The sequence below is a fragment of the Kitasatospora acidiphila genome, from assembly GCF_006636205.1.
Taxonomy (GTDB): Bacteria; Actinomycetota; Actinomycetes; order Streptomycetales; family Streptomycetaceae; genus Kitasatospora; species Kitasatospora acidiphila.
The window spans coordinates 3,087,044-3,101,547 of record NZ_VIGB01000003.1; the positions used below are offsets into that span (position 1 = coordinate 3,087,044).

The window sequence follows — 14,504 nt, forward strand, 5'->3', positions numbered from 1 at the left end:
CGGACGGCGGGCAGGGCGGGCCGGGCGTGGGCTGCGGGGGTCGGCGGCGCGGGGGCGAGCGGCGCCGGGGCGTCCGGCTCCTGGTCCTCCGGCTCCGGGTGGCTGATCAGCTGCGCCGGCACCAGCATCACCACACCGGTGCCGCCGCGCGACGAGGGCCGGAAGGAGATCGACAGGCCGTGCTTGCGGGCCAGCGCGCCGACCACCGCGAAGCCCAGCCTGGTTCCGGCGGAGAGCGTGGTCAGGTCGAGCGGCTCCCCCGACACCGCCTGCTCGGCCCGGCGCAGCCAGACCTCGGACAGCCCCAGACCGCCGTCCTCGACGGTGATCGCCAGGCCGGTGTGCAACTCCTCGACGTAGACGTGCACTTCGGTCGGCGGGGCGGAGAAGTTGGCGCCGTTGTCCATCAGTTCGGCCAGCGCGTGCATCACGCCCTCGGCCGCGAACCCGGCCACCGATGCGATGCTCGCCGAGTGCAGTCGCACTCGCCGGTAGGCGCCGATCCGGCCGAGCGCCCCACGCAGCACGCTCTCCACCGGGATCGGCCTGGTCCACCGGCGGCCGCTGCGGGCGCCGGTGAGGACGGCGATGCTGTCCGCCATCCGTCCCACCTGGGCGGTGCTGTGATCGAGGCTCAGCAGATCGCCGAGGACCGTGTCGTCATGCCGGTGCTGCATGTCGCGCAGCTCGGCGTGCATGCTGGTGGCCAGTGCCTGGACCCGGCCGGCGGCGGTCGCGCAGACCGCCAGCGCGGCGGCCCGCTGGCGCTCGCCGTGCGCGACCTCGCGGGCCAGCAGCACGAGCAGGTCCTCGTGCGCGGTCTGCCGGTGCTCCACCAGGACGGTCTCCACCGAGGCGCCGGCCCGCAGCCGGCGGACCACCTCGGGAATGGTGTGCTCGGCCAGCTTGACCAGTTCGGCCCGTTCGTCGTCGGCGGCGGCTCGGGCGGCGGCCGCCTCGGTGCGTGCCTCCACGGCCTCCGCGCGGGCGGCCATGGTCTCGGTGCGGGCCGCCTCGGCCTCGGTGTGGCTCGCCTGGGCGCGGGCCCGGGCGGCCTGCGCCTCGGCCATCGCGTCGGCGGTGGCGGCTTCCGCGCGCACCACCGCGGCCAGTGCGGCTTCGCCCTTGGTCCGGGCGGTGGCCAGCTGGGCGGCCAGGTGGCGGGCCCGGCGGCGCTGGACGAGCGCGGCGGCGACCGCGGCGCACCAAGCCGCGGCGGCCACCGCGGACCACAGGCCGACGGCGGTGCGGTCCCGGTCGGGGGCCGCCGCGGTGGCGGCGATCACGGCGGCTGCGGCGACCAGCACCGCCGCCAGCGCCGCGAGCAGCATGGCCGGTCGGCCGGAGAGGCGTGAGCGTGCGGTCATCGGTCGGTTCCTCGGCGAGGTCGGGATCGGGCAGGCGACAGCGCACCGGCCCCCGCAGCCGGGAGCGGCATGATCAGTTCACGCGGTCAACTGATGATATCGACTTAGATATTCAGCTCAAACGTTCAATTGACGTGACGTCTGTCAAACTCAGCGGACATGCCAAAGGGCGGTGCCACCGGTCGACCCGGTGGCACCGCCCTTTGGTCAGGCGGTTGTGCCGTCAGACGCCTGTGCCGTCAGACATCTGTACCGTCAGACATCTGAGCTGTCAGGCTGCGGTGATCAGCTGCAGCCGCTGGTGGAGCCGCAGCCCTCGCACAGGTAGCAGCTGCCCGCGCGGCGCATCTTGGTGCCGCAGGAGAAGCAGAGCGGCGCGTCGGCGTTCAGGCCGAGCTGGATCTCCAGCAGCTCCGTCGAGTTGTGCGGCGCCTTGGCGGCGGTCGGCGCCGGCAGCTCGACGACCTGGTCGGCCCGGGTGGCCAGCGGCGCGGACTGGGCCAGGCTCTCGACGTCCACGTCGTCCTCGAGCGGCTCGTAGGAGCCGGTCTCCAGGTGGCGCTGGCGCTCCTCGACGGAGTGGATGCCGAGCGCCGAGCGGGTCTCGAACGGCAGGAAGTCCAGCGCCAGGCGGCGGAAGATGTAGTCGACGATCGACTGGGCCATCCGCACGTCCGGGTCGTCGGTCAGACCGGCCGGCTCGAAGCGCATGTTGGTGAACTTCGAGACGTAGGTCTCCAGCGGGACGCCGTACTGCAGGCCGACCGAGACGGCGATGGAGAAGGCGTCCATCATGCCCGCCAGGGTGGAGCCCTGCTTGGACATCTTGAGGAAGACCTCGCCGAGGCCGTCGTCCGGGTAGGAGTTGGCGGTCATGTAGCCCTCGGCGCCGCCCACCGTGAAGGAGGTGGTGATGCCGGGACGGCCCTTGGGCAGGCGCTTGCGGACCGGGCGGTACTCGACCACCTTCTCCACCGCGGTCGGCTCGACCGTGGCCGGGGCCGCCTTCGCCTCGTCGCCCTTCTTCTTGGCCGACAGCGGCTGGCCCACCTTGCAGTTGTCGCGGTAGATCGCCAGCGCCTTGACGCCCAGCTTCCACGCCTCGAAGTAGATCTCCTCGACCTCCTCGACGGTGGCGTTCTCCGGCATGTTGACGGTCTTGGAGATCGCGCCGGAGATCCACGGCTGGATCGCCGACATCATGCGGACGTGGCCCATCGGGGAGATGGAGCGCTCGCCCATCGCGCAGTCGAAGACCTCGTAGTGCTCGGTCTTCAGGCTCGGGGCGTCGAGGACGTTGCCGTGCTCGGCGATGTGCGCCACGATCGCCTCGATCGCCTCACCGTGGTAGCCCAGGCGCTTGAGGGCGCGCGGCACGGTGTTGTTGACGATCTGCATCGAGCCGCCGCCGACCAGCTTCTTGAACTTGACCAGGGCGAGGTCGGGCTCCACACCGGTGGTGTCGCAGTCCATCATCAGGCCGATGGTGCCGGTCGGGGCCAGCACCGAGGCCTGGGCGTTGCGGAAACCGTTCTGCGCGCCGATCCGCAGCACGTCCTGCCAGGTCTCGTTGGCGGCGGCCCAGACCGGGGCGTCCAGGTCGTCCAGCGCGACGGCGGTCAGGCTGGCGTCCGCGTGCTGCTTCATCACCCGCTGGTGCGGGCGGCGTTGCGGGCGTAGCCGTCGTACGGGCCGACCACACCGGCCAGTTCGGCGCCGCGGCGGTAGGCGGTGCCGGTCATCAGCGAGGTGATGGCACCGGCCAGCGCGCGGCCGCCGTCCGAGTCGTAGGCGTGGCCGGTGGCCATCAGCAGCGCGCCCAGGTTGGCGTAGCCGATGCCCAGCTGGCGGTAGGCGCGGGTGGTCTCGCCGATCTTCTCGGTCGGGAAGTCGGCGAAGCAGATCGAGATGTCCATCGCGGTGATGACCAGCTCGACCACCTTGGCGAAGGTGACCGCGTCGAACCCCTGACCGCCATCAGACGCAGTGTCGTCGCGGAGGAACTTCATCAGGTTCAGCGAGGCCAGGTTGCAGCTGGAGTTGTCCAGGTGCATGTACTCGGAGCAGGGGTTGGACGCGTTGATCCGACCCGACTCCGGCAGGTGTGCCAGTGGTTGATGGTGGAGTCGTACTGGATGCCCGGGTCGGCGCAGGCCCAGGCCGCCTCGGCCATCTTGCGGAACAGCTTCTTGGCGTCGACGGTCTCGATGACCTCGCCGGTCAGCCGGCCCCGCAGGCCGAACTCGGTGCCGTTCTCCACCGCCGTCATGAACTCGTCCGACACCCGGACCGAGTTGTTGGCGTTCTGGTACTGGACGGAGGTGATGTCGTCGCCGCCCAGGTCCATGTCGAAGCCCGCGTCACGCAGCGCGCGGATCTTCTCCTCCTCCTTCACCTTGGTCTCGATGAAGGCCTCGACGTCCGGGTGGTCCACGTCGAGCACGACCATCTTGGCGGCCCGGCGGGTGGCGCCACCGGACTTGATGGTGCCGGCCGAGGCGTCCGCGCCGCGCATGAAGGAGACCGGGCCGGAGGCGTTGCCGCCGGAGGAGAGCAGCTCCTTGGAGGAGCGGATCCGGGAGAGGTTCAGGCCGGCGCCGGAGCCGCCCTTGAAGATCATCCCCTCTTCCTTGTACCAGTCCAGGATCGACTCCATGGAGTCGTCCACGGCCAGGATGAAGCAGGCGCTGACCTGCTGCGGCTGCTTGGTGCCGACGTTGAACCAGACCGGGGAGTTGAAGCTGAACACCTGGTGGAGGAGGGCGTGGGTCAGCTCGTGCTCGAAGACCTCGGCGTCGGCGGCGGAGGCGAAGTAACCGTTCTTCTCACCGGCGGCGCGGTAGGTCAGCACCACCCGGTCGATGATCTGCTTCAGGCTCCACTCGCGCTGCGGGGTGCCCAGGGCGCCGCGGAAGTACTTGCTGGTGACGATGTTGACCGCGTTCACCGACCAGAAGTCGGGGAACTCGACGCCGCGCTGCTCGAAGTTGATCGAGCCGTCGCGCCAGTTGGTCATGACGACGTCGCGCCGCTCCCAGGTGACCTCGTCATAGGGGTGGACCCCGGGGGTGGTGTAGATGCGCTCGATCCGCAGACCGCCCTTGGGGGCCTTGCCGCCCTTGCCGGCCTTCTCGGACTTCGACCCGCGCGCGCTGCCGCTCGTGGTGTCTGTCACTTCTTCTCCTCCTCCTGGGCAAACGCCCGGCATACCCCAATTGTCCTTCTCGGGGTGTGCTGCTTCGCTTCTCCTGGTGGGCGGGCAGGCCGGGGGCACCGACCGGTTCGCACCGTCTGTGTTGGTTTGCGCGCCGTTTTCGGGCACGCCTGAGCCCCGGAGGGCGTGGGTAACCGCCTCCTAGGGCGCCGCGGCGGGGACGGGCACGGCGGAGCCGTCCTCGTCCTGCGCGGTGGTGGACCGCTCCGCGCCTCGCAACTCCGCGATGGCGGCCTCGAAGTCCGCAAGTCCGTCGTATGCCTGGTACACCGAGGCGAACCGCAGGTACGCGACGACGTCCAGGTCCTTCAGCGGGCCGAGTATGGCCAGGCCCACGTCATGTGTGGAGAGCTCGGCGCTGCCACTGGCGCGCACGCACTCCTCCACCCGCTGGCCGAGCAGCGCCAGGGCGTCCTCGGTGACCGGTCGGCCCTGGCAGGCCTTGCGGACCCCGGAGATCACCTTCTCGCGGCTGAACGGCTCGGTCACCCCGCTGCGCTTGATCACCATGAGCGCGGCCGTCTCCACCGTGGTGAACCGCCGACTGCAGTCGGGGCACTGGCGGCGGCGGCGAATCGCACTGCCGTCGTCAGTGGTGCGACTGTCGACCACACGGCTGTCGGAGTGCCGGCAGAAGGGGCAGTGCACGGGGAACTCCCTTCCTGGGCGAACCGGCTGAGCGGGCTGGGCAGAGCCATAGTCTAGGCCACGCGGTCAAGATCGAATAACACGGGGACCACAACCTGTGGGCTGCGAGCAGCTATACAACCACTAGATCTTGCGTGGCGCACCATCCAACACGCCAGACGCGCAGTGGCTCCGGAATCACCCCGCGCAATCGCCGCAGGTCAGTTGCGAGTCGCTCGTGCGAGCCATTTCGGCCACTCACCCGAACGGTCGAGAAGAGCACGCTAGAATCACTGATCGAACATTTAATCGACCGCACATACACCCAAAGCCTTGATCGAGTCACGCGACTCCGAAATAATTCACTCGAACGTGTGTTTGGCGCAACCTTTCGATAGGTGCTGCCGTTGGGCTGGGCAAGCAGGGAAGACCGCCCGTCGAGAGGGGCCGCCATGAGCACCGTACAGACCAGTAGCACCAATAACACCGCTCTCCAGAACACCGTTGCCGACGGCCGCGGCATCCCGGTACAGGAGGACCGCAGCAGCATGGACCGCAGCGACAGCTCCCGTCCCGGCGGCGCGCCGGGCTTCCTCCAGGACCAGCCGGTCGAGCACGCCTCGGTGCAGGACGTGCCGCTCGGCCTGCCCGGCGGCCAGGCCCGCGCGCTGCCCGGCCGCCCGCCGGGGATCCGCACCGACGAGGCCGGGCTGACCGAGCGGCAGCGCCGGGTGATCGACGTGATCCGGGATTCGGTGCAGCGCCGCGGCTATCCGCCGAGCATGCGGGAGATCGGCCAGGCAGTCGGGCTCTCCTCCACCTCCTCGGTGGCCCACCAGCTGATGGCCCTGGAGCGCAAGGGCTTCCTGCGGCGCGACCCGCACCGCCCCCGGGCCTACGAGGTGCGCGGCGTCGAGGTCACCCGCCCCAACACCGCCGATGCCGCGGGCCGCCCCTCCACCTCCTATGTGCCGCTGGTCGGCCGGATCGCCGCCGGTGGGCCGATCCTGGCCGAGCAGACGGTCGAGGACGTCTTCCCGCTCCCCCGCCAGCTGGTCGGCGAGGGTGAGCTGTTCGCACTCACCGTGCGCGGCGACTCGATGATCGAGGCGGCCATCTGCGACGGGGACTGGGTCACCGTGCGCCGCCAGCCGGTCGCCGAGAACGGCGACATCGTGGCCGCCATGATCGACGGCGAGGCCACCGTCAAGCGCCTCAAGCGCGAGGACGGCCGGATCTGGCTGCTGCCGCACAACCCGGCCTACGAGCCGATCCCGGGCGACAACGCGACCATCCTGGGCAAGGTCGTCGCGGTGCTGCGTCGCCTCTGACCCGGGCGTGCCCCACCTGCTTCTGACGGGCCGTCGGTGTATCCGGCGGCCCGTCAGCCTTGTCTGCCCCCGTCGGCGTCGTCTTCCCCGCCGCCCTTGTCTGCCCGCAGGCCCGGCTGAGCCCGGTCAGCCCCGCTTGGCAACCGGCCGAACCGGCGGCGCACTCTGGTCGATGGCCGCCAGCGACCGGCGCACCTGGTTGCGATCCGTGGTGTACCAGAAGTCGGGCATCGAGGCCCGGAAGAAGCCGCCGTACCGCGCGGTGGCCAGTCGCGGATCGAGCACCGCGACCACGCCCCGGTCGTCGGCCGCCCGGACCAGCCGGCCCGCGCCCTGCGCCATCAGCAGCGCGGCATGCGTGGCCGCCACCGCCATGAAGCCGTTCCCGCCGGCCTCCTCCACCGACTTCTGCCGGGCGCTCATCAGCGGATCATCGGGCCGCGGGAACGGGATCCGGTCCATCACCACCAACTGGCAGGCGGAGCCCGGCACATCCACGCCCTGCCACAGCGACAGGGTGCCGAACAGGCAGGTCTCGGCATCGCTCGCGAAGTTCCGGATCAGCTCGCCCAGGGTGTCCTCGCCCTGCAGCAGGATCGGGTAGTCCAGCCGCTCGCGCAGCTGCTCGGCGGCGGTCTGGGCGGCCCGCATCGAGGAGAACAGCCCGAGCGTGCGACCGCCGGCGGCACCGATCAGCTCGGCCAACTCGTCCAGCATCTGCGGCCGTTCCGGCTCCCGGCCGGGCGCCGGCAGATGCTTGGCGACATAGAGGATGCCCTGCTTGGGATAGCTGAACGGCGAGCCGACGTCCAGCGCCCGCCAGACCGGCGGCGCGTCCTCGCTCAGGTCCCGGTCCGGCTCCGCCCCGCTGCGCTGCTCCGGCAGCCGCCCTCGCCGGGCAGTCCGACCGAGGCGGCCACCCCGGTGAAGTCCCCGCCCAGTTTCAGGGTGGCCGAGGTCAGCACCACCGAGCGCTCCTTGTAGAGGTTCTCCCGCAGCAGCCCGGAGACGCTCATCGGCGCCACCCGCAACGAGGCCGGCATCAGCCCGTAGCGGTCGCTGCGCTCGATCCAGATCACGTCGTACGGCGACTCCTCGAGCAGCCTCTCGGTGGTGTCGTGCAGCGACTCGACGGCGGCCATCGCCTGCTTGCGGACCGCGTCCTCGTCGGTGAGGCCCTTGTCCCGGATCTCGCCGAGCGAGGTGATCACCTGGCGGCTGGCGTCCCGGATCGCGGCGACCGCATAGCCGAGGTACTCGGGCAGTTCGTCGACCTTGCCGGGCTGGGCGGTCTCCATCAGGCCGTGGTAGCTCTCGGCGGCGGCCTGCAGCGCGTCCACCGCCTTCTCGTTGGCCAGCCGGGCGGCCCGCTTGACCGCGCGGTTGACCGCGCCGACGGTGAGCTCCGCGGTGGCCGCGCCGGTCACCCGGTTCACCAGCTCGTGCGCCTCGTCGATGATCAGCAGCTCGTGCTCGGGCAGCACCGGGGCGCCCTCGATCGCGTCGATCGCCAGCAGCGCGTGGTTGGTCACCACCACATCGGCCAGCTTGGCGCGCTCCCTGGCCCGCTCCGCGAAGCACTCCGGCCCGTACGGGCAGCGGGTGGCGCCCAGGCACTCCCGGGAGCTGACCGAGAGCTGGGCCCAGGCCTTGTCGGAAACGCCCGGGGTCAGGTCGTCCCGGTCGCCGGTCTCGGTCTCGTCGGCCCAGTCGCGCAGCCGCAGCACGTCCTCGCCGAGCTTGCCGGTCGGCCCGGCGATCTCCTCCAGCGGGATCAGCCCCTCGCCCTCCTCGCTGGGCGCGCCCTCGTGCGCCCGGTGCAGGCAGAGGTAGTTGGAGCGGCCCTTGAGCATGGCGAACTGCGGGCGGCGCCGCAGCACCGGGTGCAGCGCGTCCACGGTGCGCGGCAAGTCCCGCTCCACCAGCTGGCGTTGCAGCGCCAGGGTGGCGGTGGCCACCACCACGCGGTCGCCGTGCGCCAGCGCCGGCACCAGGTAGGCCAGCGACTTGCCGGTGCCGGTGCCGGCCTGCACCAGCAGGTGCTCGGCACTCTCGACGGCCTCGGCGACCGCCTCGGCCATCCTGATCTGGCCGGGCCGCTCGACGCCGCCGACCGCGGTGACCGCGGCGTGCAGCAGTTCAGGGATCCGGCCGGCGGTCTCGGCGACGAAGGCGGCGGGCTCGGCGGGCTCGGCGGGCTCGGCGGGCTCGGCGGGCTCGGCGGGCTCGGCGGGCTCGGCGGGCTCGGCGGGCTCGGCGGGGAGATCCTCGGCCGGCAACTGGGGTGCGGAGTCGTTCCTCATGGCACTCCAACCCTACGGTGCCGGACTGACAACGCTCTCCCGCGGACCTGGCAGCGCACTGCCCGCCGGGTCCGCCAGCGGATTGGCCACCCGTCCGTGCACCGCGGCGTGCGGTCGCTGCGGGCGGTCCCGGTAGCCGTCGAGCAGCAGCCGGTTGCGGTTCAGGCAGAGCCGGTCGATCTCGGGGGTGAGCAGGTCGAACAGTGCGAACCGGTCCGCCAGCTCCGGGAACCGCCGCTGGTAGGCCGTGATCTCGCCGCGCAGCAGCTCCCAGAACTCCGGCTCGGGCAGCCCGCAGCGGCGCTCCAGCAGCGGCGCCAGGAACCGGTAGACGCCGATGAACAGCCCGGCGTGCAGGAACTGGCACAGCCCCGCCGGGCCCTCCCGCAGCAGCACCCCGGTGACCGCCGGATCCAGCCCGCGCAGCTCCCGCAGGTCCCGGTCACTGATGTTGACGTCGTCCACGAAGTCCTTGACGGCCAGCCGGACCGGCACGTCGCGCTGGTCGAACAGCACGATCGCGTTCTCCCCGTGCGGCGAGAACACCGTGCCGTAGCGGTAGAGGAAGTGCAGCAACGGCGGCAGCATCACCGCGAACAGCCGCCTCGTCCAGTCCCGCGCCGTCAGCCCGGACCGGGCGATCAGCTCCTCGACCAGGCTGCGCCCGTCGCCGCCGGTCTGCAGCAGCGCCGCCAGGGTGCGCCCGCGCTCGCCGGGCTCCAGACAGCTGCCCAGCGGCTCCCGCCAGATCGCGCCGAGCAGCTCCTTGTACTGGTACGGCGCCTCCGGCAGCCGCGCGTAGTACGGGTGCCGGACCGCCACCGAGGCGACCTCGCCCAGCAGCACCACCCGGCACTCCTCGCGCAGGAACCGGTCCTGGTCGCGCAGCCGGTGGATCCACGCGGTCACGGCCGGCGCGGCCAGCGCCCGCTCGGTCGGCAGGCCGCGCCACACCAGGGTGTTGAGCACCGAGAGCGGCAGCTTCACGGTCCGCCGCTGCGGGCTGGTGATGTTGAAGAAGGTCCGGATCGACTGCTGCGGCAGCCGCAGGTCCCGGTCGACCGGCAGCAGCACGATCCGGCCGTCGGCCACCCAGGGTGCGAACAGCGGCAGCACCGTCTCGTCCCACTGCCAGGGATGCACCGGCAGCAGCAGGTAGCGGGTCGGGTCCAGGCCGCGGTCGGCGAGCAGCAGCCGGTAGCCGGCCAGCACCTCCAGGTCCAGCTCCTGGCGGTAGAGCTGCTCCGGCTCGGCCAGCTCGCCGATGCCCCGGTAGGCGGCCAGGTCGCGGTGGACGGCCAGCCAGCGCAGGCTCTGCAGCTGCCGCGCCTCGGGGGCCCAGGCGGCGGCGTCCGAGGCCGAGAAGCCGAGCCGGCCCTTGTTCGGCACGATCCACGGGTGTCCGGTCTGGTGGCCCTCCAGGGTGGTGTGGTCCAGCTCGGCCAGCTCGGCCGCCGTCAACTGCTGGGCCGCCAGCCGGACGTCGGCGAGCAGGGTGGCGGTCAGCTCCCGGACCAGGTGGCCGACCGTGTCCCCGGTGAGCCCGAGCGGCTGACGGGCCGCCAGCAGGAACTCCAGCGGGTCGTCGGCCGGCTCGCCGTCCCGGCGCACCGAGCCGGGCTCGACCTGCCAACTGCCGTAGGCACCGCGCCGAGCGGCGAACCGGTAGACCGGACCGCCGGGGAGCGCGATCCGGTAGCCGTCGTCGACCGGTTCGGGGGTCAGCAGTTCCTCGTAGGCGAACTCGCCGAGCATCTTGGCCAGTAGCGCCCGGCAGGCCTGCTGCCAGCGGCCAGCGGTGAGGGCGTCATCGGCCGGCGGACGGTGCATGGTGCGGCTCCTTGGTGGCGGCGCCGCCCTGGGTCGGCAGGGTGGCGGGGGCGAAGCTGGTCCAGGCGGTCCGGGCCGGTAGCGGGTGCACCACCCGGCCGGTGAGCGCGTTCAGGATCACTGCCGCGCGGTGGGCGCCCAGGCCCAGGTCGGGGGTACCGACGCCGTGGGTGTGCAGTTCGGCGTTCTGCACGTAGAGGCCGCCGGTCAGGGCGGGTGCGGTGGCCACCCGGTGGTCCAGGTCGACCCGGAAGCGGCCCTGCTCGTCCCAGTCGATCAGGCCGGCCAGCGGGTCGAGGAACGCCGGGTGGGCGGCCCGGTAGCCGGTGGCGAGCACCACGGTGTCGGTGCGCAGGGTGCGGCCGGCGCCCGAGTCGCGGTGCAGGCAGCGCAGTTCCAGGCCGCCGCACGGGCCGGGCAGCGCGGCGGTCACCTCGGTGCCGGGGGTGATCTCCGCGTCCACCGCGCCGATCGGGCGGCCGATGGTGCGCTCGTAGAGCAGGTCGTGGATGTCGGCCAGGGTCTCGGCGCTGGCCGCCTTGTGCAGCTGCCACTGCTCGGCCACCAGGCGGTCGCGCACCGCCTCGGGCAGCGCGTGGAAGTACCGGGTGTAGTCGGGGGTGAAGTGCTCCAGGCCGAGCTTGGAGTACTCCATCGGCGCCAGCGCCCTGGTCCGGGTGAGCCAGCGCAGCCGGGTGCCGTCCTCGCCGCGGGAGCGCAGCAGGTCGAGGAAGACCTCGGCGCCGGACTGCCCGGAGCCGACCACGGTGATGTCCCGGGCCGGCCGCAGCTCGGCGCGCCGCCGCAGGTAGTCGCCGGAGTGCCAGACCGCCGGGTGGCCCTCGAGCGCGGCGAAGGCGGCCGGCCAGACCGGCCTGGTGCCGACGCCGAGCACCAGGTTGCGGGAGCGGACGGTCTCACTGCCGCCGAGCTCCGCCTCGAAGAGGCCGTCCGCCCAGCGGACCGCCGCGACCTCGGCGCCGAACCGGCAGCTGGGCAGCCGCTCGGCCACCCAGCGGCAGTAGTGGTCGTACTCTCGCCGGGCCAGCTGGAACCGCTCGGCGAAGTAGAACGGGAAGAGCCGCTCGTGGGCCCGCAGGTAGTTGAGGAACGACCACGGGTTGGTCGGGTCCACCAGCGAGACCAGGTCGGCCAGGAACGGCACCTGCATCCGGGCCCCGTCCACCAGCATCCCGGGGTGCCAGCGGAACTCGGGCCTGGCCTCGCAGAAGAGCGCGGTCAGCCCGGGCACCCGGTCGGCCAGCGCGGCCAGTGACAGGTTGAACGGTCCGATCCCGACCCCGAGCAGGTCATAGGGCTGGTCCTGCTGGCGGTTCATCGGCCCGGCTCCGTCCTCGTTCGCTCGCGTATCATCAACACCGCCCGTTTCTCGGGCAGTTGAAGCTCTCCGGCGCGGCGGAAACCGGCCCGCTCGAAGGACCGCACGCTGGCGGTGTTGCGCACGTCCGGCTCGGCCACCACCCGCGCGCAGACCCGCAGCAACTCGCCGGCCACCGCGTCGATCAGCACCGCGCCCAGCCCCCGGCCGCGCGCCGAGGGCGGGCCGAGCAGCAGGTGCACGCCCAGGTCGTCGGGGCCGGCCGGGTAGTGGTCGGCCAGCCGGTCGCGGGCCGCCTGGTAGACCTCCCAGTAGCTGATCGGCTCGCCGTCCAGCAGGCCCAGGTACGGGCGGCTCGGGCCGCCCGGGGCCAACTGCGGCCGCAGGTGGCGCTCGGTCACCTCCGGCGGCCCGGCCAGCTCCCAGAAGGCCGCCACCGCCGGATCGTTCATCCAGCTGGTGATCAGCGGAAGGTCGCCCTCCTCGACCGGGCGCAACCGGAACTCCCCCATGGCCGTCACCCGGCGGCCAGCGGGTTGGCGATGTCGACGTAGACCGACTGGGTGTCCACCGGTCCGACCAGCTCGTCCAGTCCGTGCAGCCGGGTCAGCAGATTGGCCTTGGCCCGCAGCCGCGGGGCTTCCAGCAGCAGGGCGGGCAGGCCGGACCCGGTGGCGGCGGCCGCCGGGGAGGCCAGGAAGCGGCGCAGCGCGGCCAGCAGCACCGCCTCGTCGGCCAGCCGCTGCGAGCCGAACGCGCCGATCAGGCCGAAGACGTGATTGATCCCCAGGTAGTAGGCGAACCGCTCGTCGGCCACCTGGTCGGCCACGAAGGTGTCGCTGGCCTTGCCGAGGCCGGGCAGCCGCTGCTCCAGCCGGTCGGCGCGCGAGGCCCGGAAGTAGTAGCCCTGGTTGTCCCGGTACCGGCCGCCGCACGGCCAGCCGTCCGCGTCCAGCAGCACCAGGCTGTTCTGCTGGTGCGCCTCCAGTGCGATCCCGGCCTGCCCGTCGAGCCAGAGCACCGGCAGCACCACCGCCTCCAGGTAGCGCAGGAACCATTCGGTGGCCACCGTCGCCGGCGGTCGACCGCAGCGCCCGGCCAACGCCCGCAGCAGATCGCCGAGTTCGGACGGCATCTCGGGCCCGGGCTCCCCCAGCGGCCGCTCGGCGACCAGCCCGGCCACGCAGAGCGCCCGGTCGCCGGGGGCGAACGGCTGCATCCGCAGCACGGTGTCCAGCCCGGTGGCCCGCTCCTCGTCCCAACCGGGCAGGTCGACGCCGATCCAGGCGGGGTCGCGCACGATGTCGAAGCCCGGGTGCGCGGCCTGCCACTCGGCGCCGAGACCGGCCTCCAGCAGCCGGTGCACCTCCGCGCCCCGGTGCAGTTCCTTGCGCAGGTTCTCCCGGCGGGAGTTGGTGATCCGCAGGCCCAGCGAGAGCTTGAGCATCCACGGTGTGCCGGGGCGGAACACCGTCCGCACCGAGCTGGTCGGATGCCAGGGCGCGCCGTGCCGACCGAGGTCGTGCAGCAGGCCCTGGTCGAGCAGCGCGGCGATCTCCGGCCGGCTCGCCAACTCCTGGGCCTGCCACGGGTGCAGTGGCAGCGCGGCGGTGTGCGGCGGCAACAGCCCTGGGGCGTCCAGCAGTTCGGCGGTCAGCCGGGCGGCGTCGGCGGGCAGCGCCGAGTCGGCGGCCAGCAGCTCGCGCTCGACGGCGAACCAGTGCAGCGCGAAACTGCCGCGCAGCTCGGGCGAGTAGGCCGCGCTCTGGGCCGGGCCCAGGCCGTCGCGGCTCTTCGGGGTGGGGTGCAGCGGGTGGCCCAGCAGCAGCGCCTGCTCGGCGCGCAGGAACTCGCCCGCGACCTCGGCGTGCGGCCGGCTCCGGCGGTGGCGCAGCAGTTCACCGGTGCGGTGCACCGAATCGGCGACCCGGCCGGCCAGATCGGCGACCTGCTCCGGCCGGGCGGCCGCCGAACGGGCCAGCAGCGCGGCCGCGGTGACGGCGTCCAGCGCGGCGCCGCGCTGCTCGGGGCCGGTCGCCAACTCGACCCGCTCGAACCGGTGCCAGCCGCACGGCGACCAGTGCCGGACCGGGGCGACAAGCCGGGCCGCACCGCCGAGCAGTTCGATCCGCAGCACCCCGTCGGCGTCGGGTGCGGCGCCGCGCTCGCGGCACCAGCAGCGCAACAGGGCCTCCAGAGCCGCCTGTTCGGCCGCGACCACGGGGTCCTGGTGCAACAGCGGGTCGGTGTCGGCGAACTGGGTCGGCTGGTGTGGGACGGTGGCCGGGGCTCCGGTCAGGGCGGTGCTCAAGGCTGCTCCTCGGTGCGCGGGGGATGCGGGAGACGGCGGTTCGGCCGCGCGTACCGAACCGGACGCATCCGGGTGGTCCAACGAGCGCACACCCAGGTGGTCACAGATCGGTGACCGTTCAGTACCGGCGCAACTGGGGGGTGTCATGCACCGTCCTTGGCGCATGGGAGACTCCCTTGGTC

Annotated in this window: 7 protein-coding genes and 3 pseudogenes; 2 read left to right on the plus strand and 8 right to left on the minus strand. The window is 72.5% G+C overall.

Going from position 1 to position 14,504, the window contains the following annotated elements; all coding sequences use genetic code 11:
* Window positions 1-173 precede the first annotated feature (173 nt).
* A pseudogene (locus tag E6W39_RS43515) lies at window positions 174-698 on the minus strand (ATP-binding protein); the annotation flags it as partial.
* Here E6W39_RS43515 and E6W39_RS41580 point away from each other — a divergent pair.
* On the plus strand, window positions 624-1,355 hold the full coding sequence (locus tag E6W39_RS41580; protein ID WP_228718792.1) for a hypothetical protein: 732 nt from the start codon (window positions 624-626) through the stop codon (window positions 1,353-1,355). The pseudogene E6W39_RS43515 and the gene E6W39_RS41580 sit on opposite strands and share 75 nt — an antisense overlap.
* A 297-nt stretch (window positions 1,356-1,652) precedes the next feature.
* Here E6W39_RS41580 and E6W39_RS14630 read toward each other — a convergent pair.
* Window positions 1,653-4,542: pseudogene (locus E6W39_RS14630) on the minus strand (vitamin B12-dependent ribonucleotide reductase).
* A gap of 180 nt (window positions 4,543-4,722) precedes the next feature.
* On the minus strand, window positions 4,723-5,229 hold the full coding sequence (gene nrdR, locus E6W39_RS14635; RefSeq protein WP_141633916.1) for a transcriptional regulator NrdR: 507 nt from the start codon (window positions 5,227-5,229) through the stop codon (window positions 4,723-4,725).
* 431 nt (window positions 5,230-5,660) lie between these two features.
* Here nrdR and lexA point away from each other — a divergent pair, with 431 nt between their 5' ends.
* Window positions 5,661-6,539: a transcriptional repressor LexA gene (gene lexA, locus E6W39_RS14640; protein ID WP_228718158.1), complete on the plus strand. Its 879-nt coding sequence runs from the start codon at window positions 5,661-5,663 to the stop codon at window positions 6,537-6,539.
* A 126-nt stretch (window positions 6,540-6,665) separates the two neighbouring features.
* Here the strand turns inward: lexA and E6W39_RS14645 are convergent.
* The 5 genes and pseudogenes from E6W39_RS14645 to E6W39_RS41590 form a co-directional block, all read right to left on the minus strand.
* Window positions 6,666-8,686 (minus strand): annotated as a pseudogene (locus tag E6W39_RS14645) (ATP-dependent DNA helicase).
* 168 nt (window positions 8,687-8,854) lie between these two features.
* Window positions 8,855-10,672 carry an IucA/IucC family protein gene (locus E6W39_RS14650; protein WP_141633917.1) on the minus strand — a complete coding sequence of 606 codons (1,818 nt, stop codon included), beginning with the start codon at window positions 10,670-10,672 and terminating at the stop codon, window positions 8,855-8,857.
* Entirely contained in the window at window positions 10,650-12,011 is a 1,362-nt protein-coding gene (locus E6W39_RS14655; protein WP_141633918.1) for a lysine N(6)-hydroxylase/L-ornithine N(5)-oxygenase family protein, read from the minus strand. The genes E6W39_RS14650 and E6W39_RS14655 overlap by 23 nt, the downstream gene beginning before the upstream one ends.
* Entirely contained in the window at window positions 12,008-12,523 is a 516-nt protein-coding gene (locus E6W39_RS41585; RefSeq protein ID WP_407658386.1) for a GNAT family N-acetyltransferase, read from the minus strand. The genes E6W39_RS14655 and E6W39_RS41585 overlap by 4 nt, the downstream gene beginning before the upstream one ends.
* Before the next feature lie 5 nt (window positions 12,524-12,528).
* Complete coding sequence (locus E6W39_RS41590; protein ID WP_407658387.1) at window positions 12,529-14,469, minus strand: IucA/IucC family protein; 1,941 nt, start codon at window positions 14,467-14,469, stop codon at window positions 12,529-12,531.
* Window positions 14,470-14,504: the final 35 nt, after the last annotated feature.